The sequence below is a fragment of the Mesobacillus campisalis genome (assembly GCF_000986785.1).
In the GTDB taxonomy this organism is placed as follows: domain Bacteria; phylum Bacillota; class Bacilli; order Bacillales; family Cytobacillaceae; genus Mesobacillus_B; species Mesobacillus_B campisalis.
This window is the reverse complement of record NZ_LAYY01000008.1, coordinates 43156-61736: the sequence shown is the minus strand read 5'-3', so window position 1 is coordinate 61736 and position 18581 is coordinate 43156. Positions and strand designations below refer to the sequence as shown.

15 protein-coding genes and 1 riboswitch are annotated in these 18581 nt (G+C 48.5%); of the genes, 14 read left to right on the top strand and 1 reads right to left on the bottom strand.

Translation table 11 applies throughout. The features are described from left to right. The first annotated feature begins 163 nt into the window (after positions 1 to 163). The 11 genes from polX to WQ57_RS08865 all read left to right on the top strand — a co-directional run bounded on the left by polX (position 164) and on the right by WQ57_RS08865 (position 14269). Positions 164 to 1894, top strand: a complete 1731-nt coding sequence (polX, locus tag WQ57_RS08915; protein WP_084820223.1) for a DNA polymerase/3'-5' exonuclease PolX — start codon at positions 164 to 166, stop codon at positions 1892 to 1894. 60 nt (positions 1895 to 1954) lie between these two features. Continuing rightward, positions 1955 to 4309, top strand: coding sequence for an endonuclease MutS2 (locus tag WQ57_RS08910; RefSeq protein WP_046523407.1), 2355 nt, complete (start codon positions 1955 to 1957; stop codon positions 4307 to 4309). A 14-nt stretch (positions 4310 to 4323) separates the two neighbouring features. Further along, positions 4324 to 4728, top strand: coding sequence for a DUF350 domain-containing protein (locus WQ57_RS08905; protein WP_046523545.1), 405 nt, complete (start codon positions 4324 to 4326; stop codon positions 4726 to 4728). 228 nt (positions 4729 to 4956) lie between these two features. Continuing rightward, positions 4957 to 6654: a long-chain-fatty-acid--CoA ligase gene (locus WQ57_RS08900; RefSeq protein WP_046523406.1), complete on the top strand. Its 1698-nt coding sequence runs from the start codon at positions 4957 to 4959 to the stop codon at positions 6652 to 6654. A 180-nt stretch (positions 6655 to 6834) separates the two neighbouring features. After that, complete coding sequence (locus WQ57_RS08895; protein WP_046523405.1) at positions 6835 to 7425, top strand: TetR/AcrR family transcriptional regulator; 591 nt, start codon at positions 6835 to 6837, stop codon at positions 7423 to 7425. Between the two features lie 59 nt (positions 7426 to 7484). Then, positions 7485 to 8258, top strand: coding sequence for an enoyl-CoA hydratase (locus WQ57_RS08890; RefSeq protein WP_046523404.1), 774 nt, complete (start codon positions 7485 to 7487; stop codon positions 8256 to 8258). Positions 8259 to 8342: 84 nt separating this feature from the next. After that, on the top strand, positions 8343 to 9116 hold the full coding sequence (locus WQ57_RS08885; protein ID WP_046523403.1) for an electron transfer flavoprotein subunit beta/FixA family protein: 774 nt from the start codon (positions 8343 to 8345) through the stop codon (positions 9114 to 9116). A gap of 143 nt (positions 9117 to 9259) precedes the next feature. Then, on the top strand, positions 9260 to 10237 hold the full coding sequence (locus tag WQ57_RS08880) for an electron transfer flavoprotein subunit alpha/FixB family protein (protein WP_046523402.1): 978 nt from the start codon (positions 9260 to 9262) through the stop codon (positions 10235 to 10237). 201 nt (positions 10238 to 10438) lie between these two features. After that, a complete protein-coding gene (trxA, locus tag WQ57_RS08875; RefSeq protein WP_046523401.1) occupies positions 10439 to 10753 on the top strand; it encodes a thioredoxin in 315 nt (104 codons plus the stop codon). Positions 10754 to 10881: 128 nt separating this feature from the next. Then, entirely contained in the window at positions 10882 to 12654 is a 1773-nt protein-coding gene (gene uvrC, locus WQ57_RS08870; protein ID WP_046523400.1) for an excinuclease ABC subunit UvrC, read from the top strand. Between the two features lie 69 nt (positions 12655 to 12723). Beyond that, positions 12724 to 12901: riboswitch (Lysine riboswitch) on the top strand. 138 nt (positions 12902 to 13039) lie between these two features. Next, entirely contained in the window at positions 13040 to 14269 is a 1230-nt protein-coding gene (locus tag WQ57_RS08865) for an aspartate kinase (RefSeq protein WP_046523544.1), read from the top strand. Between the two features lie 75 nt (positions 14270 to 14344). Here WQ57_RS08865 and WQ57_RS08860 read toward each other — a convergent pair whose 3' ends face one another. After that, on the bottom strand, positions 14345 to 14782 hold the full coding sequence (locus WQ57_RS08860) for a YslB family protein (protein ID WP_046523399.1): 438 nt from the start codon (positions 14780 to 14782) through the stop codon (positions 14345 to 14347). Between the two features lie 470 nt (positions 14783 to 15252). Between WQ57_RS08860 and WQ57_RS08855 the strand changes: the two genes are divergently transcribed. From WQ57_RS08855 to sdhB, 3 genes are all read left to right on the top strand, one after another. Then, complete coding sequence (locus WQ57_RS08855; protein WP_046523398.1) at positions 15253 to 15861, top strand: succinate dehydrogenase cytochrome b558 subunit; 609 nt, start codon at positions 15253 to 15255, stop codon at positions 15859 to 15861. Between the two features lie 64 nt (positions 15862 to 15925). After that, positions 15926 to 17683 (top strand): succinate dehydrogenase flavoprotein subunit, encoded by a 1758-nt coding sequence (gene sdhA / locus WQ57_RS08850; RefSeq protein ID WP_046523397.1) that lies wholly within the window; start codon positions 15926 to 15928, stop codon positions 17681 to 17683. A 6-nt stretch (positions 17684 to 17689) separates the two neighbouring features. Beyond that, the gene (sdhB, locus tag WQ57_RS08845; protein ID WP_046523396.1) at positions 17690 to 18451 is read left to right on the top strand and encodes a succinate dehydrogenase iron-sulfur subunit; all 762 of its coding nucleotides are present in this window, start codon (positions 17690 to 17692) and stop codon (positions 18449 to 18451) included. Positions 18452 to 18581: the final 130 nt, after the last annotated feature.

Genomic DNA, 18581 nt, shown 5'->3' with positions numbered 1-18581 from the left:
CCTATGGCCTTGGGCACCTTCTTATTTCCTTTCAGCTGAGATTTTCTATAAAATGAAACTACGGTCTTTTCCGGAGACAATGAAAAAGTTGTAGCCCGAAAGACAGCTCGACAGGAGCAGCGGGCTATCCAAATTAGAACTGTAACAAAGGGCGGTGTGTAACGTGCAAGCGAATAAGAAAGACGTGGTGCGATTGTTGGAAACAATCGCTATATATATGGAATTGAAAGGGGAAAATCCTTTTAAAGTATCTGCCTTCAGAAAGGCGGCGGCAGCTCTGGAAGGAGATGACCGCAGCTTATCGGAAATTGGCGACCTCACTGCCCTCTCCGGCATTGGAAAGGGAACGGCTGCAGTGATAGAGGAATATATGGCCGAAGGAAGGTCTGAAGTCCTCGAAGAATTGCAGCAGGAAGTGCCTGCGGGGCTGGTGGCCTTGCTTAAGCTTCCTGGACTTGGAGGCAAGAAGATTTCCAAGCTTCATAAAGAGTTGGGCATAGAAGACGCACAAGGTCTTGAAGAGGCATGCAAGCAAGGGAAAATACGCGAACTAGCAGGGTTCGGGAAAAAATCCGAAGAGAAAATCCTGGAGGCCCTTGCGAATGCGGGGACACGTCCGGAGCGCCTGCCGCTGGCTTTTATGCTTCCAGTAGCAGAAATGGTAGAGTCCCATCTTGAAAAAATGGATGGGATCGATAGGTTTTCCCGGGCAGGAAGTCTGCGCCGGATGCGGGAAACGGTGAAGGACCTGGATTTCATCATCGCCGTACACGACGCCTCCGGTGTGAAAAAACAGCTTGAGAGTTTGCCGGGAATCAAGGAAATCATTGCCGCCGGCGATACAAAGGTTTCGATTACCTTTGCTTTTGATTACGATGTGAATGTTGATTTTCGCCTTGTCCGACCGGAAGAGTTTACAACAGCGCTTCACCACTTTACCGGCTCGAAGGGCCATAACGTCCGGATGCGCCAGCTGGCAAAGGAGAAAGGCGAAAAAATCAGCGAGTATGGCGTGGAAAATACAGAAACAGGGGAAATCCTGACATTTGAATCTGAAGAGTCTTTTTATCAGCATTTCAATCTTCCTTTTATACCGCCTGAGCTGCGGGAAGATGGCAGCGAAGTGGACCATTATTCGGGGACGTCCCTGATTGACCTGAAAACTATTAAGGGAGACCTGCATATGCACACCGCGTGGAGCGATGGCGCCCATTCCATTGAGGAAATGGCCGAGGCCTGCCGTTCCCGCGGATACCGTTATATGGCCATCACCGACCATTCACAGTATTTGAGGGTTGCCAACGGATTGACGCCTGATCGAGTGCGCAAACAAATCGAAGAAATCAGGAAGGTCAACGCAAAATATGACGATTTTACGATTTTGACAGGAATCGAGATGGATATCCTTCCGGACGGAAGCCTGGATTTTGACGATGAATTGTTGTCAGAATTGGATATTGTCATCGCCTCCATCCATTCTTCCTTTTCACAGCCAAGGGAGAAAATCATGGAGAGGCTGAAAACTGCACTAGCCAATCCCCATGTTGATATTATTGCCCATCCTACCGGCCGCCTGATCGGGCGGCGTGATGGATACGATGTGGATATCGAAATGCTGATACAGCTGGCCAGGGAAACAAATACTGCTTTGGAGCTCAACGCCAATCCTCACCGGCTTGACCTGGCAGCACAGCATCTTCGGAAGGCACAGGAAGCAGGGGTCACACTTGTGATAAATACGGACGCGCATAATATGGAGACACTAGATTTTATGGAGATAGGGGTTTCGACAGCCAGAAAAGGATGGATTAAACAAAGCAGCATCCTCAATGCCATGGAGCTGGATGACCTGCTGGAATTCCTTCATCGCCGCAACGCGCCAAACGGTGCCTGACCCCCGGTGCGGTGATGCGTTAAAGAGAGCTGGGCAGACCGGCAAAAGGAGGCAATACGATTGCAGCAAAGAGTGCTGAAAACACTTGAATTCAATAAGATCAGGGAACAACTGCTTGAGCATGTCTCATCGCCGCTTGGCCGTGAGAAAGCAGAAAAACTGCTTCCCTCTACAAATTATGATGAAGTCGTCACCTTGCAGGAAGAAACGGATGAAGCTGTCAAGGTGCTGCGCTTAAAAGGGAATGTCCCGCTCGCAGGGATACATGATATCAGGGGCCATGCCAAAAGGGCGTCCATTGGCGGAATGCTCAGTCCGCTGGAGCTTGTTCAGACAGCAAGCACCGTCCATGCAAGCCGCCAGATGAAACGGTTTATCACAGATGTAGCAGAGGAAACCGAAATTCCCATCCTTGAAACATATGCCGAGGGCATTATCGTCCTCGCAGAGGTGGAAGAAAAAATCAGGCATGCGATCGACCCGGGCGGTGAAGTACTGGACAGTGCGAGCGACACACTAAGGTCTCTCAGGCAGCAGCTTCGTTCAAGGGAAGCCAGGGTGCGCGAAAAGCTGGAAAGCATGATCCGCTCCTCCAATGCGCAGAAAATGCTGTCCGACGCCATTATTACCATCCGGAATGACCGCTTTGTCATTCCCGTCAAGCAGGAATACCGCGGCCATTATGGCGGAATTATCCATGACCAGAGTTCTTCTGGACAAACGCTGTTCATTGAGCCGCAGTCTGTTGTGCAGCTGAATAATGAATTGCAGGGAATCCGGGTGAGGGAACAGCAGGAGATCGAAAGAATCCTGATCGAGCTTTCGGCGATGGTGGGAGATAACAGGGAAGAACTCCTGGCGGTAGTCGCCATTCTTGCCGACCTGGATTTCATGTTTGCCAAAGCACGCTATGGCAGCAAGATCAAAGGCTCCAAGCCAGCCGTCAACAATAAAGGAATCATCAGGCTCTTCAAGGCGCGCCATCCGCTGATCCCTGCGGATGAAGTGGTAGCCAACAGTATTACCCTCGGGGAAGACTACACAACCATCGTGATTACCGGACCTAATACAGGAGGAAAAACCGTAACCCTTAAGACAGTAGGGCTATGCACACTGATGGCCCAGTCAGGCCTTCCGATCCCTGCGCTCGACGGCTCCGAGGTTGCCGTCTTTGATGCGGTTTACGCCGATATTGGGGACGAACAGTCCATTGAGCAAAGTTTGAGTACCTTTTCATCCCATATGGTCAACATTGTGGACATTCTGGAAAGGGTAGACTTTAACAGCCTCGTCCTATTTGATGAGCTTGGAGCAGGAACGGATCCGCAGGAAGGGGCGGCACTCGCCATTTCCATCCTTGATGAAGTATATAAACGCGGTGCCAGGGTGATCGCTACGACACATTATCCTGAGCTGAAAGCCTATGGGTATAACAGGGAGGGCGTCATCAATGCCAGCGTGGAATTTGATGTGGAGACGCTGAGCCCGACCTACAAGCTGCTGATCGGGGTCCCGGGGCGAAGCAATGCATTCGAAATTTCGAAGCGGCTCGGCCTGAGGGAATCGGTGATCGATACAGCCAAAACATATATCAGCGCCGACAGCAACCAGGTGGAAAACATGATTGCCTCCCTTGAGGAGAGCAGGCGCCAGGCTGAAAGGGAAGCAGAGGAAGCGCATGAACTCCTGAAATCCGCAGAAATGCTGCATAAGGATTTGCAGAAGCAAATGGCTTCCTATTATGAACGGAAAGAAGAACTGTACGAAAAGGCAAAGGATAAAGCAGCCAGGATTGTCGAAAAGGCAAGAGATGATGCCGAAGAAGTGATCCGTGACCTGCGCAGGCTAAGGCTTGAAAAGAGTGCGGAAGTCAAGGAACACGAGCTGATTGATGCCCGTAAGCGCCTGGCCGAAGCGGCACCGGAAAAAGCGCCCGTCAAAAAGGCCGGGAAAGCCAAGCCATCCCGGCATGAATTCCAGCCGGGAGATGAAGTGATGGTCACGACATTTGGACAAAAAGGCCATTTGGTGGACCGCACCTCGGATCATGAGTGGCAGGTGCAGATTGGCATTTTGAAAATGAAAGTCAATGAGCGGGACCTGGAATATATCGATACACCTAAACAGAAGGAGAAAAAGTCTGTTGCAGTGGTGAAAGGCAGGGACAGCCATGTCGGGCTTGAACTCGACCTGCGAGGGGAACGGTACGAGGATGCGCTGATGCGCACTGAGAAGTATATTGATGATGCCCTGCTTGCCGGCTATCCGCGGGTTTCAATCATCCATGGGAAAGGGACCGGGGCCTTGATGCGGGGGGTACAGGAGTATCTGAAGAACCACCGTTCTGTTAAAAAAATCCGCTTTGGCGAAGCAGGCGAAGGCGGAACCGGTGTAACCATCGTTGAATTTAAATGATTGGCGGGAAGGGTATGGATCAGTTCTGGAAAAATGAATTTGTTGCGACAGCAGGCTATTACAGCGTGGCGATTCTCTGCACGATTGTGTTTCTGGCCATCTTTGAACTTGTGACCAAGTACCGCAACTGGGAGGAAATTAAAAAGGGAAACCTGTCTGTCGCCATGGCCACTGGCGGGAAGATTTTTGGCGTGGCCAATATCTTCCGCCACTCCATCCTGCAGCATGATTCCCTCCTGAATATGGTCAGCTGGGGAGTCTACGGCTTTCTTCTTCTTTTGGCAGGGTATTTTATCTTCGAGTTCATGACACCCAAATTTAATATTGACCAGGAAATCCAGAATGACAATCGGGCAGTTGGGCTGATTTCAATGATCATCTCGGTCGGGCTGAGCTATGTCATTGGTGCAGGTATATAGTAAGGGGAGAGAGACTTGGAAACTTTAGCAAAAGTATTGCTGGCCCTTTGCCTCGTGTTCATGGCAATAGGCCTTATTTACATGTTGTTTATTGCCTGATGAAGGCTGCCGGATGGCAGCCTTTTTATCATTTCTTCCGCCTGTATTGTGATTGTAATGGATAATTCAGTATATTATAATAAATACGAAACAAATGAATTTTCCGAAAAATAGACAGGGGGGTTGATTATGGAAAAACCGTGGCTGGCGCAATATCCGCCAGAAATCCCGGGTACTCTTACCTATGAAGATATTCCTTTGCAAGAATATTTACGGAGGAGCGCCAGAGACTATCCGGACAAAACAGCCATTCATTTTATGGGGAAAGAAATGAGTTTTACTGAACTTTTTGAAGCATCCTGTAAATTTGCAGCTTACCTGCAGGATTTGGGCATCCAAAAAGGGGACCGTGTTGCCATCATGCTTCCCAATATGCCTGCTTCTGTAATCAGTTACTTTGGCATCCTGATGGCAGGGGGGATTGTGGTCCAAACGAATCCGCTCTATACCGAGCGGGAGCTGGAGTACCAAATGAAGGATTCGGGCGCAAAAGCAATCATTTCCCTTGATATCCTATTCCCGCGCATCACTAAAGTTAAGGCCCAGACAGATTTGGAGCACATCGTTGTAACCGCTATCAAGGATTTCCTTCCGTTTCCCAAGAACTTTCTTTACCCTTTCATTCAGAAAAAGCAATATGGCGTGATTGTAAATGTCCAGCATGAGGGCAACAACCACTTGCTGAAAGAGATTTTAAAGCAGCCCCAAAAGTCTTTGGCAGATTATAAAATAAATGCTGAGGAAGATTTGGCCCTGCTGCAGTATACCGGCGGAACAACCGGCTTTCCCAAGGGTGTGATGCTGACGCACCGAAACCTGGTGGCGAACGCAGCCATGTGCGATGCCTGGCTGTACAACTCCAAACCAGGCAAGGAAGTTGTGCTCGGAATCCTGCCTTTCTTCCATGTTTACGGGATGACTACGGTATTGGTCCTTTCCGTGATGAATGGCCAGAAGATGGTCCTGCTTCCAAAGTTTGACCCAGAGACCACTCTAAAAACAATCCAAAAACAGCGTCCAACGATGTTTCCAGGCGCACCGACCATCTATATTGGACTGCTGAATCACCCTGATATAAAAAAATATGATTTATCTTCCATAGAAGCCTGCATCAGCGGGTCGGCACCGCTCCCGGTGGAAGTCCAGCAGAAGTTTGAGGAAGTGACAGGCGGCAAGCTGGTAGAGGGGTATGGCCTGACCGAGTCTTCTCCTGTGACGCATTCCAACTTCCTTTGGGGCAAGGAGCGTGTGCAGGGCAGCATAGGGGTCCCGTATCCTGATACAGATGCGGCTGTCGTTTCCGTAGGGACAGGCGAGCCTCTTCCGCCGGGGGAAATCGGGGAAATTATCATTAAGGGCCCGCAGGTGATGAAAGGCTATTGGAACAGGCAAGAAGACACCGATGAGGTTCTGCGTGATGGCTGGCTTTATACCGGGGACCTTGGCTATATGGATGAAGCTGGATACTTTTATATCGTCGACCGCAAAAAAGATATGATCATTGCCGGCGGCTTCAATATCTATCCAAGGGAAATCGAAGAGGTTCTATATGAACATCCGGCTGTCCAGGAAGCTGTCGCCGCGGGGATACCGGATCCATACCGTGGAGAAACGGTCAAAGCCTATATTGTCCTCAAGGAAGGAAAGACAGTCACGGAAAAAGAAATGGATGAATTTGCACGCAAACATCTTGCGGCTTATAAAGTACCGCGGTATTATGAATTCCGGGATGAACTGCCAAAGACAGCTGTAGGCAAAATTTTGCGCAGGGCGCTTGTGGATGAAGAAAATGCGAAAAACAATAACGATGAAAATAAACATGCATAATGAAAAGCCGGTTCTTGGCTTTTCACTACATAGATTTGGCCAAGCTGCCCAACATCAGCCGGTAATTTCCTTGACATATAAAAATGTTGATAATAATATTAAATTATGAATGATGATTCATTCATTTTAAAACGCTACGGATCAACATGATTAATTTCCTGGCGGGAGAGGGGGGAGAACATGAAAAAGAATAAACCAAAATACAGGCAGATTATCGAAGCAGCCGTCGTAGTGATTGCCGAAAACGGCTATCATCAGGCACAGGTCTCAAAGATAGCCAAGCAGGCATGTGTGGCTGATGGAACCATCTATTTATATTTTAAAAATAAAGAAGATATTCTCATCTCCCTCTTCCAGGAAAAAATGGGTACCTTTGTGGAAATTATCGAAGGGAAAATAGCAGGAAAAGAGACGGCGGCAGAGAAGTTATTAATGTTGGTAGAAACCCATTTGAAACTTCTGTCGGAAGACCTTCATCTTGCCATCGTCACCCAGCTCGAGCTGAGGCAGTCCAATAAGGAGCTCAGGCTGAAAGTGAATGAAGTCCTAAAAGGGTACCTGAACTTGATTGACAAGATTATAATTGAAGGAATCGAGAAGAAGGAATTTGGCAGCAGCCTCGACGTCCGCCTAGCCAGGCAAATGATTTTCGGCACGATTGATGAAACGGTAACCTCCTGGGTGATGAATGAACAGAAGTACGATTTGCCAGCCCTTGCCGGTCCAGTGCATCAGCTGCTGATCAATGGATGTGGATACCAAAAAGCCTGACCAGACAACCAGTGCCGCGTTTGCATGAGCGCGGCCTGGCAATACAAAGGAGGGGAAATATGGAGTATCTTAAATGGTCTTCTGAAGAAAGGGTCGCGACGATCACGATTGCCCGGCCGCCGGCTAACGCTCTTTCAACGGGGTTGATTAAAGAGTTGGAAGCTGTGCTCGATCAAATTGAAGCCAACGATGAAGTCAGGGTCGTCCTGATTCATGGTGAAGGGAAGTTCTTCTCGGCTGGAGCCGATATCAAGGAATTCACCACCGTCAAAACGGGAGAAGGCTTTGCCAAACTCTCGGGGGGAGGCCAGGACCTTTTCGAGCGAATGGAGTCCTTTTCCAAACCGATTATTGCAGCCATTCATGGCGCCGCACTAGGCGGAGGGCTGGAACTGGCAATGGCCTGCCATATCCGGCTGGTAACAGAAAACGCAAAACTTGGACTGCCTGAACTTCAGCTTGGGCTTATCCCGGGATTTGCAGGGACACAGCGCCTGCCCCGCTATGTCGGCACTGCAAGGGCTGCGGAAATGATGCTGACCAGCGAACCGATCACAGGGCTTGAGGCTGTGCAATGCGGACTGGCCAACCACGCTTACAATGATGACGACCTTATTGAAAACGCCTACATATTGGCTCGTAAAATTGCGAAGAAAAGCCCCGTTTCTGTCAGGGCTGCCATCCAATTGCTAGGCTACACAAAAACAGACCAATATTATGAAGGTGTGAAAAAGGAAGCCCAGCTGTTCGGGGAAGTTTTCGTTTCCGAAGATGCCAAGGAAGGCATTTCCGCTTTCCTGGAAAAGCGGCAGCCAGACTTTAAAGGAAAGTGACCGCTGTAAACCTTTATTTTTTTGCCTGAATTATTTTCAATCTTTAGAACTGGTGAAATGTTAGAATTCTTAGGAGGGGAAACCATGAACATCTACGTTTTAATGAAAAGGACTTTCGATACCGAGGAAAAAATCACAATCTCCGGCGGCTCCATCAATGAAGATGGCGCAGAGTTTATCATCAACCCATACGATGAATATGCCATTGAGGAAGCCATTCAGGTACGGGACGCCAATGGCGGGGAAGTCACGGTCATTTCAGTCGGAAATGAGGAAGCTGAAAAGCAGCTTCGTACGGCACTGGCCATGGGCGCTGACAAAGCAGTTCTTATCAATACCGAAGACGATGTGGAGAATGGGGACCAGTTTACAACCGCAAAAATCCTTGCCGAGTATTTGAAGGATAAAGAAGCGGACCTGATCCTGGCCGGAAATGTTGCCATCGATGGCGGTTCGGGACAAGTTGGGCCTCGTGTGGCCGATGTTCTTGATATTCCTTATGTAACCACCATTACCAAGCTTGAAATCAACGGTGAAACCGTAACGGTCACAAGAGATGTTGAGGGGGATTCCGAAGTTATTGAAACCAGCCTTCCGCTGCTGGTAACAGCCCAGCAGGGATTGAATGAGCCGCGCTATCCATCCCTGCCAGGGATCATGAAAGCGAAAAAGAAGCCTCTTGATGAGCTTGAACTTGATGATCTTGACCTGGATGAAGATGATGTGGAAGCAAAAACAAAGACGCTGGAAGTTTACCTGCCGCCTCAAAAAGCAGCCGGTCGTGTGCTGGAAGGCGAATTGGGAGACCAGGTAAAGGAATTGGTGAATCTGCTTCATTCTGAAGCCAAGGTTGTCTGATTCTGCATTAGTTGAAAAATAGGGCCTGACCAAATATGGAAGAATCATTCCCAGGTTTCATTGTAAACGGTTCCAGGCAGCCGCCGCAGGCTCTTAGCATGCAAACTAACTGATAACGAGAATATTCGCAGGAGGTAAAACAAATGGCTAGAAAAGTATTGGTACTTGGCGAAGTACGTGATGGATCCCTAAGGAATGTTTCCTTTGAAGCAGTTGCAGCTGCAAAAACAGTCGCAGAAGGCGGGGAAGTGGTTGGAGTTTTAATCGGCGGAAGCGTAAACCCGCTGGGAGCCGAGCTTGTCAAATACGGAGCAGACAGAGTCGTGACAGTCGAAAGCGAAAAGCTGGCTCAATATACTCCTGATGGATACTCCCAAGCCCTGATGGCAGTCATTGGAGAAGAAAATCCGGAAGGCTTGATTCTTGGCCACACAGCACTTGGAAAGGACCTTGCCCCTAAAATTGCAAGCAGGCTGAGCTCCGGATTGATTTCCGATGCGACTGCGGTCGAGGTAGCTGGCGGAAATCTCGTGTTCACGCGTCCAATCTACTCGGGGAAAGCGTTTGAAAAGAAAGTGGTAACAGACGGCTTGATCTTTGCGACCATCCGTCCAAACAACATAGCCCCGCTTGAAAAAGACGAAAGCCGTTCGGGAGATGTGTCCAGCCTGTCTGTGGACATCAAGGACATTCGCACAATCATTAAAGATGTAGTCCGCAAAGCGACAGAAGGTGTAGACCTTTCGGAAGCCAAGGTTGTTGTAGCCGGCGGCCGCGGAGTGAAGAGCGAAGATGGCTTCGAACCATTAAAAGAGCTTGCGAACGTTCTTGGCGGAGCAGTCGGTGCTTCCCGCGGTGCATGTGATGCAGAGTACTGCGATTACTCTCTGCAAATTGGCCAGACAGGAAAGGTCGTTACTCCTGACCTGTATATTGCCTGCGGAATTTCCGGTGCGATCCAGCATCTTGCCGGAATGTCCAATTCCAAAGTCATCGTTGCGATCAACAAAGATCCCGAGGCCAATATTTTCAAGGTGGCGGATTACGGAATTGTCGGAGACCTGTTCGAAGTTGTTCCAATGCTCACAGAGGAATTCAAAAAATTAAAAGTTCATTCCTGATTTGGATGAAGGGGGCTGGGAACAGCCTCCTTTAGCTATTCGGAGAGATAAGGTCTAGAACGGACGCTGCGGCTGAATGTCCAGGGGCATATTTTCACCCTGAGGGGGTAAAATGTCTATGAAGCATATAATTAGCGTCACTTTGATAAACAGTGATATACTGTCGTTAGAATTCGAGTTTTATTTATAGGAGGCATAAAAATGGCGATTTCACATGCTACAGATCAAACGTTTACGTCTGAGACAGGATCAGGAACAGTTCTTGTAGACTTCTGGGCTCCCTGGTGCGGACCTTGTAAAATGATTGCCCCTGTTCTTGAAGAACTGGATGGGGATATGGGTGACAAAGTCAAGATTGTGAAAGTCGATGTGGATGAAAACCAGGAAACTGCCGGCAAATTCGGCATCATGAGCATCCCGACACTGCTTGTACTGAAAGATGGAGAAGTGGTGGACAAAGTAGTCGGTTTCCAGCCGAAAGAAGCTCTTGCTGAACTTCTTAACAAGCACGTATAATATAACTTAGGCAAAGGAATCCCATTCGCGGTTCCTTTTCCAGATGAATATGTTCACAAAGACCGGTGGGACCTTCCCCCCGGTCTTATTTAACTAATAGAAACACTACGGAATGGAGGTGAAGCGCGATGAACGATACCATTAAAAATAAGCTGGCCTTTCTCCCTGACCAGCCCGGATGCTATTTGATGAAGGACCGGCAGGGGACGGTCATTTATGTGGGGAAGGCGAAGGTCCTGAAAAACCGCGTGCGCTCTTACTTTACCGGTTCGCATGATGGAAAGACCTTAAGGCTTGTCAATGAAATTGTGGATTTCGAGTATATCGTCACCTCCTCGGAAATGGAAGCCTTGATCCTGGAGATGACTCTGATAAAAAAGTATGACCCGAAATACAATGTGATGCTGAAGGATGATAAAAGCTATCCATTTATCAAGCTGACAGCCGAACGCCATCCTCGTCTCCTGATTACCCGCAAGGTGAAAAAAGACAGCGGCAAATATTTCGGGCCTTATCCCAATGTGCAGGCTGCCAATGAAACGAAAAAGCTGCTTGACCGCATTTATCCTCTTCGCAAGTGCCAAACCCTGCCTGACCGGGTCTGCCTTTACTATCACATGGGCCAATGCCTCGCCCCATGCGTAAAGGATGTCGATAAACAGGAATATAAAAAAATCACCGATGAAATCACCCGCTTCCTGAACGGAGGCTTCAAGGAGATTAAAAAGGACCTTGGCATAAAAATGGCAGCAGCGGCTGAAGAATTGGATTTTGAGCGGGCAAAGGAATTCCGTGACAAAATTGCCCACATTGAAGCGACAATGGAAAAACAGAAGATGTCGACGGCGGATTTTACCGATCGGGATGTCTTTGGCTACGCTGTCGATAAAGGCTGGATGTGTGTCCAGGTATTTTTTATCCGCCAGGGAAAACTGATTGAACGTGAAGTCTCCATGTTTCCGATCTACGGGGAAGCAGAAGAAGAAATCCTTACCTTTCTCGGGCAATTTTACTCCAAGCCAGAACATTTCAAGCCAAAGGAGATATTTGTTCCGGACACGGTGGACACGGAAATGGCTGGCCACCTTTTGTCGGCCAAGGTGCTAAAACCCCAGCGCGGACAGAAAAAAGACCTGGTCAAGCTTGCCTGCAAGAATGCCGGCATCGCTTTGAGAGAAAAGTTCTCCCTGATTGAGCGTGATGAAGAGAGGACGGTCAAAGCGGTCGAAAACCTTGGAGTCCACATGGGAATCTATACGCCCCACAGGATTGAGGCTTATGACAACTCCAATATCCAGGGAACAGATCCGGTTTCAGCCATGGTGGTCTTCATCGATGGAAAACCCGAAAAAAAGGAATACCGGAAATACAAGATCAAAAGCGTGACAGGACCGGATGATTACGATTCGATGCGGGAGGTAGTCAGGAGAAGGTACACTAGGGTGTTAAGAGAAGGGCTGCCCCTTGCGGACTTAATCATTATCGACGGCGGGAAAGGTCATATCGAAGCAGCGAAAGATGTGCTGGAAAACGAGCTAGGCCTTGATATTCCGGTCGCCGGGCTGGCTAAGGATGAAAAGCACCGGACAAGCCAGCTTCTTTATGGAAGCCCGCTGGAAATCATCAATTTGCCTCGGAATAGCCAGGAGTTTTACCTGCTTCAGCGGATCCAGGATGAGGTCCATCGATTCGCCATTACCTTCCACCGCCAGCTGAGAGGGAAAAACGCATTTCAGTCCATGCTTGATGAGATTCCTGGAATTGGGGAAAAGCGAAAAAAAATGCTTCTCAAGCATTTTGGCTCGGTGAAAAAAATGCGCGAAGCAAGCCTGGAGGAATTGATTGCTGCTGGAATTCCTTCGAATGTGGCCGGGGAACTCAGTAAGAAATTGCAGGAATAGTGTTGCCAGTCTAAAGAAGCAGTGCTATAATAAATCGAAATTAATAATTCTGTCACTTTAGAGCATTAAAGTGAAGATAGAGGTGCAGGCCTCAAGAGTAAAAGCCCGGAGAATGATGAGATTCCGGGAAGGGCTTTGAAAGGGATGTCTGCCGAAGTGGGGAAAGGCTCATAGCTTTTCTCGCTGGTTCTGTACTGAAGAAGTGCAGGACTGTCAAGATCTTGTGTCTTGGAGGGCTATCTCACTGTGCAAGCGTATGGATATATTTACGTAAACACAGCAATGAGATGAACTCTCATTGCTTTTTTCTGTTTTCGGGAAAAAGCGGGGACTGCGTATCGACAGCACAAAACAGCTGGAAACTACACGGGAAGAAGGGAATACAATGGGACTGATTGTGCAGAAATTTGGCGGGACTTCGGTAGCTGATGTTGAAAGGATCATCAATGTGGCAAATAGGGTCGCAGAGGAAAAAAGGAATGGCAGCGATGTGGTTGTCGTCGTTTCCGCGATGGGAAAAACAACCGATAAACTGGTACAGATGGCTAACGAGCTATCCTCAAGCCCAAGTAAAAGGGAAATGGACATGCTTCTGTCAACCGGCGAGCAGGTAACGATTTCCCTGCTGGCAATGGCACTAATGGAACAAGGGCTTGACGTAGTTTCCTATACTGGCTGGCAGGCAGGAATTGAAACCGAATCCGTCCATGGCAATGCGAGAATAAAACAAATTAATACAGATAAAATCAAAAATGACCTGGAGGAAGGCAAAGTCGTAATTGTGGCTGGCTTTCAGGGAGTGGCCGAAAATGGCGAAATCACCACCCTTGGCCGCGGAGGGTCCGATACGACTGCTGTTGCCCTTGCTGCAGCACTAGGAGCGGACAAGTGCGACATCTATACGGATGTGACTGGTGTGTTTACCACCGACCCGCGGGTTGTAAAGGGAGCAAGGAAGCTGCTCGGCGTTTCCTATGACGAAATGCTGGAATTGGCAAACCTTGGGGCGGGAGTTCTGCATCCCCGGGCAGTGGAGTTTGCCAAGAACTATGGGGTGACGCTGGAGGTCAGGTCAAGCATGGAAAAAGAACGTGGAACGGTTATTGAGGAGGAAATGGAAATGGAACAAAATTTAGTTGTCCGCGGAATCGCGTTTGAAGATCAAATTACCAGAGTAAGCGTCCTTGGGCTGGATAACTCACTCACAAGCATGCCAACCATCTTTTCTACCTTGGCTAAACATCATATCAATGTCGATATCATCGTTCAAAGCGGAACAGGGACGGACAAGGCGAACATTTCCTTTTCCATCAAAAGCGGAGACCTCGCTGAAACCCTTGATGTACTTGAAGGCAGCAAGGAATTGTTGAACTATCAGAGCGTTGAATCAGAGACCGGACTTTCAAAAGTTTCGATTGTCGGAGCGGGAATGATTTCGAATCCGGGCGTAGCCGCCAAAATGTTTGAAGTGCTTGCAGAGGAAGGCATCCAGGTGAAAATGGTAAGCACGTCCGAAATCAAAGTTTCCACCGTTGTGGAGCAGGCATCGATGGTAAAAGCGGTCGAAGCGCTTCATGATGCTTTCGAGCTTTCGCACATCCCTGTCAATTCCTAAATATAATCAAAATAAAAACAACAAAAAGCTTTCGCGTTTTTTACGCCGAAAGCTTTTTGTCCAACTAACAGGTTCCTAATGGTCCCACTTGACAGTAAATTCGATTTTGCCGGAGCGTTTATGCGGATGCTCGAAAGCCTCGGCTGGCGTACTTTTCAGCCTCTCCATTTGCTGCGCCAGGAAGCCGGCTTCAAGCTGGAAGGTCGGATTTTTACCTTCCTGCAGCCTGCCAGTTACCAAGTGTCCGGTAAGCTCCAGGTGGATTTCCCGGCGTTTTTCTTCCTTGATCGCAAGGCGGCCCCAGTCCGCCGCCTGGAAAAAATGTACAATATCATCAAAATTGTCAAGAGGATACACGCGGGCGAGTTTTTTTCCTGCCCAGTAAAGGATTTCAGGTGCATCCTTGCCTAGAAGTTCCTGCAGCAGCACTCCCCTGATCAGTTCATGCCCGAAAAGGGAAACGGAAGGCTGCTGGCTCTCATGCTGGTTTTCGGTAGCAGATAATTCACTCAAAAGCTTTCCCCTCTTTCTATGAATCTATTATATACAATTTCTATACCAATCTGGTATGTATTCTTGAAGTTTCACAATAAAATTCGAGGCGTTTTTTTTAGTTGTCATTGTATTAATGTTCATACCCTAGTATTCCGCTGTTAAAGATTAAATATTGGATGCTATAACTGTGTAATAATGGAATATGGCAAAAGAAAATTATCCTGATATATAAGGGGAAGGTCATTGAACAAACAAAAAACAGGGGAAAGACAATATCTGGTTATTTGCTGAAACTTTATTCATATAGCCATTTTTTCTGTATCCGTTTTCTTGACGGTCCAATCTTTCGGGAGTAAAATGGACATGTCACATAATTGTAAGAATTGATATACTATTTATTAAGGGTGGCAGGTTTAAAACTTTAATCGCTTAACGCTGAGAAGGAAGTTAGGCCTGACATCATGTCCAATTATCGAGGGGGTATACATATGGCAAGAAATCAAGAGTTTTTGTGGCGCAGACTTCATTCATTGCTAGGGGTTATACCGGTCGGGCTTTTCCTTGTCCAGCACCTGGTCATCAACCACTTCGCAACACAGGGGCCGGAGGCATTCAATAATGCAGCCCACTTCATGGAAGGACTTCCGTTCCGGATCTTCCTTGAAGTGTTTGTTATTTATTTGCCGCTGTTATTTCATGCGATTTATGGGATCTACATCGCTTTTACAGCAAAAAACAATACCAGCAGATACGGCTATTTCCGTAACTGGATGTTCATGCTTCAGCGTATAACTGGCATCATCACGCTCGTATTCATCGCGTGGCATGTCTGGGAAACACGGATTGCGGCTGCATTTGGTGCCGAAGTGAACTTCAATATGATGGCGGATATCCTTGCATCGCCCTTCATGTTCATCTTCTACGTAGTCGGCGTCCTGTCTGCGATTTTCCACTTTGCCAACGGGCTATGGTCTTTCCTTGTTAGCTGGGGCATCACGGTTTCCCCGCGTTCCCAGGTTATATCAACCTATGTTACGATCGGTATTTTTGTAGTATTGTCCGTGATTGGAATCCGTGCACTCGTTGCATTTATCTAATTATTAATCTATTACTATATTTCAGAACACGAAGTCAGACTTAGGATTGAGGGAGTGAGTCACGATGAGTAAAGGTAAGGTTATCATAGTAGGCGGGGGGCTGGCCGGCTTGATGGCGGCCATCAAGGTTGCCGAAGCTGGTACACCATGCGAGCTGTTTTCACTCGTGCCAGTAAAGCGTTCCCACTCTGTTTGTGCACAGGGAGGCATCAATGGAGCGGTTAATACAAAAGGTGAAGGTGACTCTCCTTGGGAGCACTTTGACGACACTGTTTATGGAGGGGACTTCCTTGCGAACCAGCCGCCTGTAAAGGCCATGACAGAAGCTGCGCCGGGAATCATCCATCTGCTTGACCGGATGGGCGTCATGTTTAACCGGACGCCTGAAGGACTGCTTGATTTCCGCCGTTTTGGAGGCACCCAGCATCACCGTACAGCTTTTGCTGGTGCGACAACAGGGCAGCAGCTGCTATATGCTTTGGACGAGCAGGTCCGCCGCCATGAAGTGGCCGGAATTGTCACCAAGTATGAAGGGTGGGAATTCCTAGGAACGGTAATTGACGATGAAGGCGTCTGCCGCGGGATCGTTGCACAAGACCTGAAAACAATGGAAATAAAATCATTCGCTGCGGATGCCGTCATTCTGGCCACAGGAGGCCCGGGAATCATCTTCGGAAAATCAACCAACTCGGTTATCAATACCGGTTCTGCTGCTTCCATTGCCTATCAGCAGGGCGCATATTATGCAAACGGCGAGTTCATCCAGATCCACCCGACAGCCATCCCGGGCGATGACAAGCTTCGCCTGATGAGTGAATCTGCCCGCGGTGAAGGCGGACGGGTTTGGACCTATAAAGATGGAAAGCCATGGTATTTCCTTGAAGAAAAATATCCGGCGTACGGAAACCTGGTTCCGCGGGATATCGCCACTCGTGAGATCTTCGATGTGTGCGTAGAGCAAAAGCTCGGAATCAATGGCGAAAACATGGTTTATCTTGACCTTTCGCATAAAGATCCAAAGGAACTGGATATCAAACTTGGCGGAATCATTGAAATCTATGAAAAGTTCATGGGCGATGACCCGCGCAAAGTCCCAATGAAAATTTTCCCTGCGGTCCACTACTCAATGGGCGGATTATGGGTTGACTATGACCAGATGACCAATATTCCAGGATTGTTTGCGGCTGGTGAGTGTGATTATTCCCAGCATGGTGCCAACCGACTTGGAGCAAACTCCCTTCTTTCTGCCATTTATGGCGGAATGGTTGCAGGTCCTAACGCAATCCGTTACATCAGCGGACTTGAAAAGAGCGCTGATGCCGTTTCTTCCTCTGTGTTCGACCGTCATGTCAAACAGGAAGAAGACAAATGGAACAGCATTCTGTCCTTGAACGGTACCGAGAATGCCTATGTGCTTCATAAAGAGCTTGGCGAATGGATGACAGACAATGTTACCGTTGTCCGCTACAATGACAAGCTGTTGAAAACCGATGAAAAGATCGTCGAACTGATGGACCGCTATAAAAATATCAATATTAACGATACAGCGAAATGGAGCAATCAGGGAGCGGTATTTACACGCCAGCTTCAAAACATGCTTCAGCTTGCGCGGGTTATCACAATCGGTGCCTACAATCGTAATGAAAGCCGTGGAGCCCATTACAAGCCGGAATTCCCGGACCGCAATGACGAGGACTTCCTGAAGACGACTATGGCCAAGTTCGCTGGTCCTGATGCGGCACCTCAATTCCATTATGAAGATGTGGATGTATCGCTGATTAAACCGCGTAAGCGCGACTATTCGAAGAAGAAGGGGGAGTAAAAAGGCATGGCTGAAAACAAAACAGTCCGATTTATCGTCACACGTCAGGACACTCCAGACTCAGCCCCTTATGAGGAAGAATTTGTCCTGCCTTATCGTCAAAATATGAATGTGATTTCCGCATTGATGGAAATCCGCCGAAACCCGGTTAATGCCAAAGGGGAAGAAACGGTGCCGGTTTCATGGGACATGAACTGCCTTGAAGAAGTGTGCGGCGCCTGCTCAATGGTAATCAACGGAAAGCCGCGCCAGTCCTGTACCGCCCTAGTGGACAAGCTTGAGCAGCCAATCAGGCTTGAGCCGATGAAAACATTCCCGGTGATCCGCGACCTGCAGGTTGATCGCAGCAGAATGTTCGATTCATTAAAGCGTGTAAAAGCATGGATTCCTATTGACGGAACCTATGACCTTGGACCGGGACCGCGCATGCCGGAACGCAAGCGCCAATGGGCATACGAGCTGTCCAAGTGCATGACTTGCGGTGTCTGCCTTGAAGCTTGCCCGAATGTAAACAGCAAATCCGATTTCATCGGACCAGCACCACTTTCCCAGGTTCGTCTTTTCAATGCCCATCCAACAGGCGAAATGAACAAGGCCGAGCGTCTAGAAGCCATCATGGGCGACGGCGGCCTTACCAATTGCGGAAACTCGCAAAACTGTGTGCAGTCCTGCCCGAAAGGCATCCCGCTGACCACATCCATCGCCGCCTTGAACCGAGACACAAGCATCCAGGCCTTCAAAAACTTCTTTGGAAGCGATCAGGTCTAAGGAAAAGCGGAAGCGCCTTGTTCAGGCCCGACAGGCATAAGACAGTCTCCAGAAGAAGTCGCTCTTTGACTTCTGGCGGAGAATGGCTTATGACCCGAGGGCCTAGGCGCTGGAGTTGGACACTAGAAAA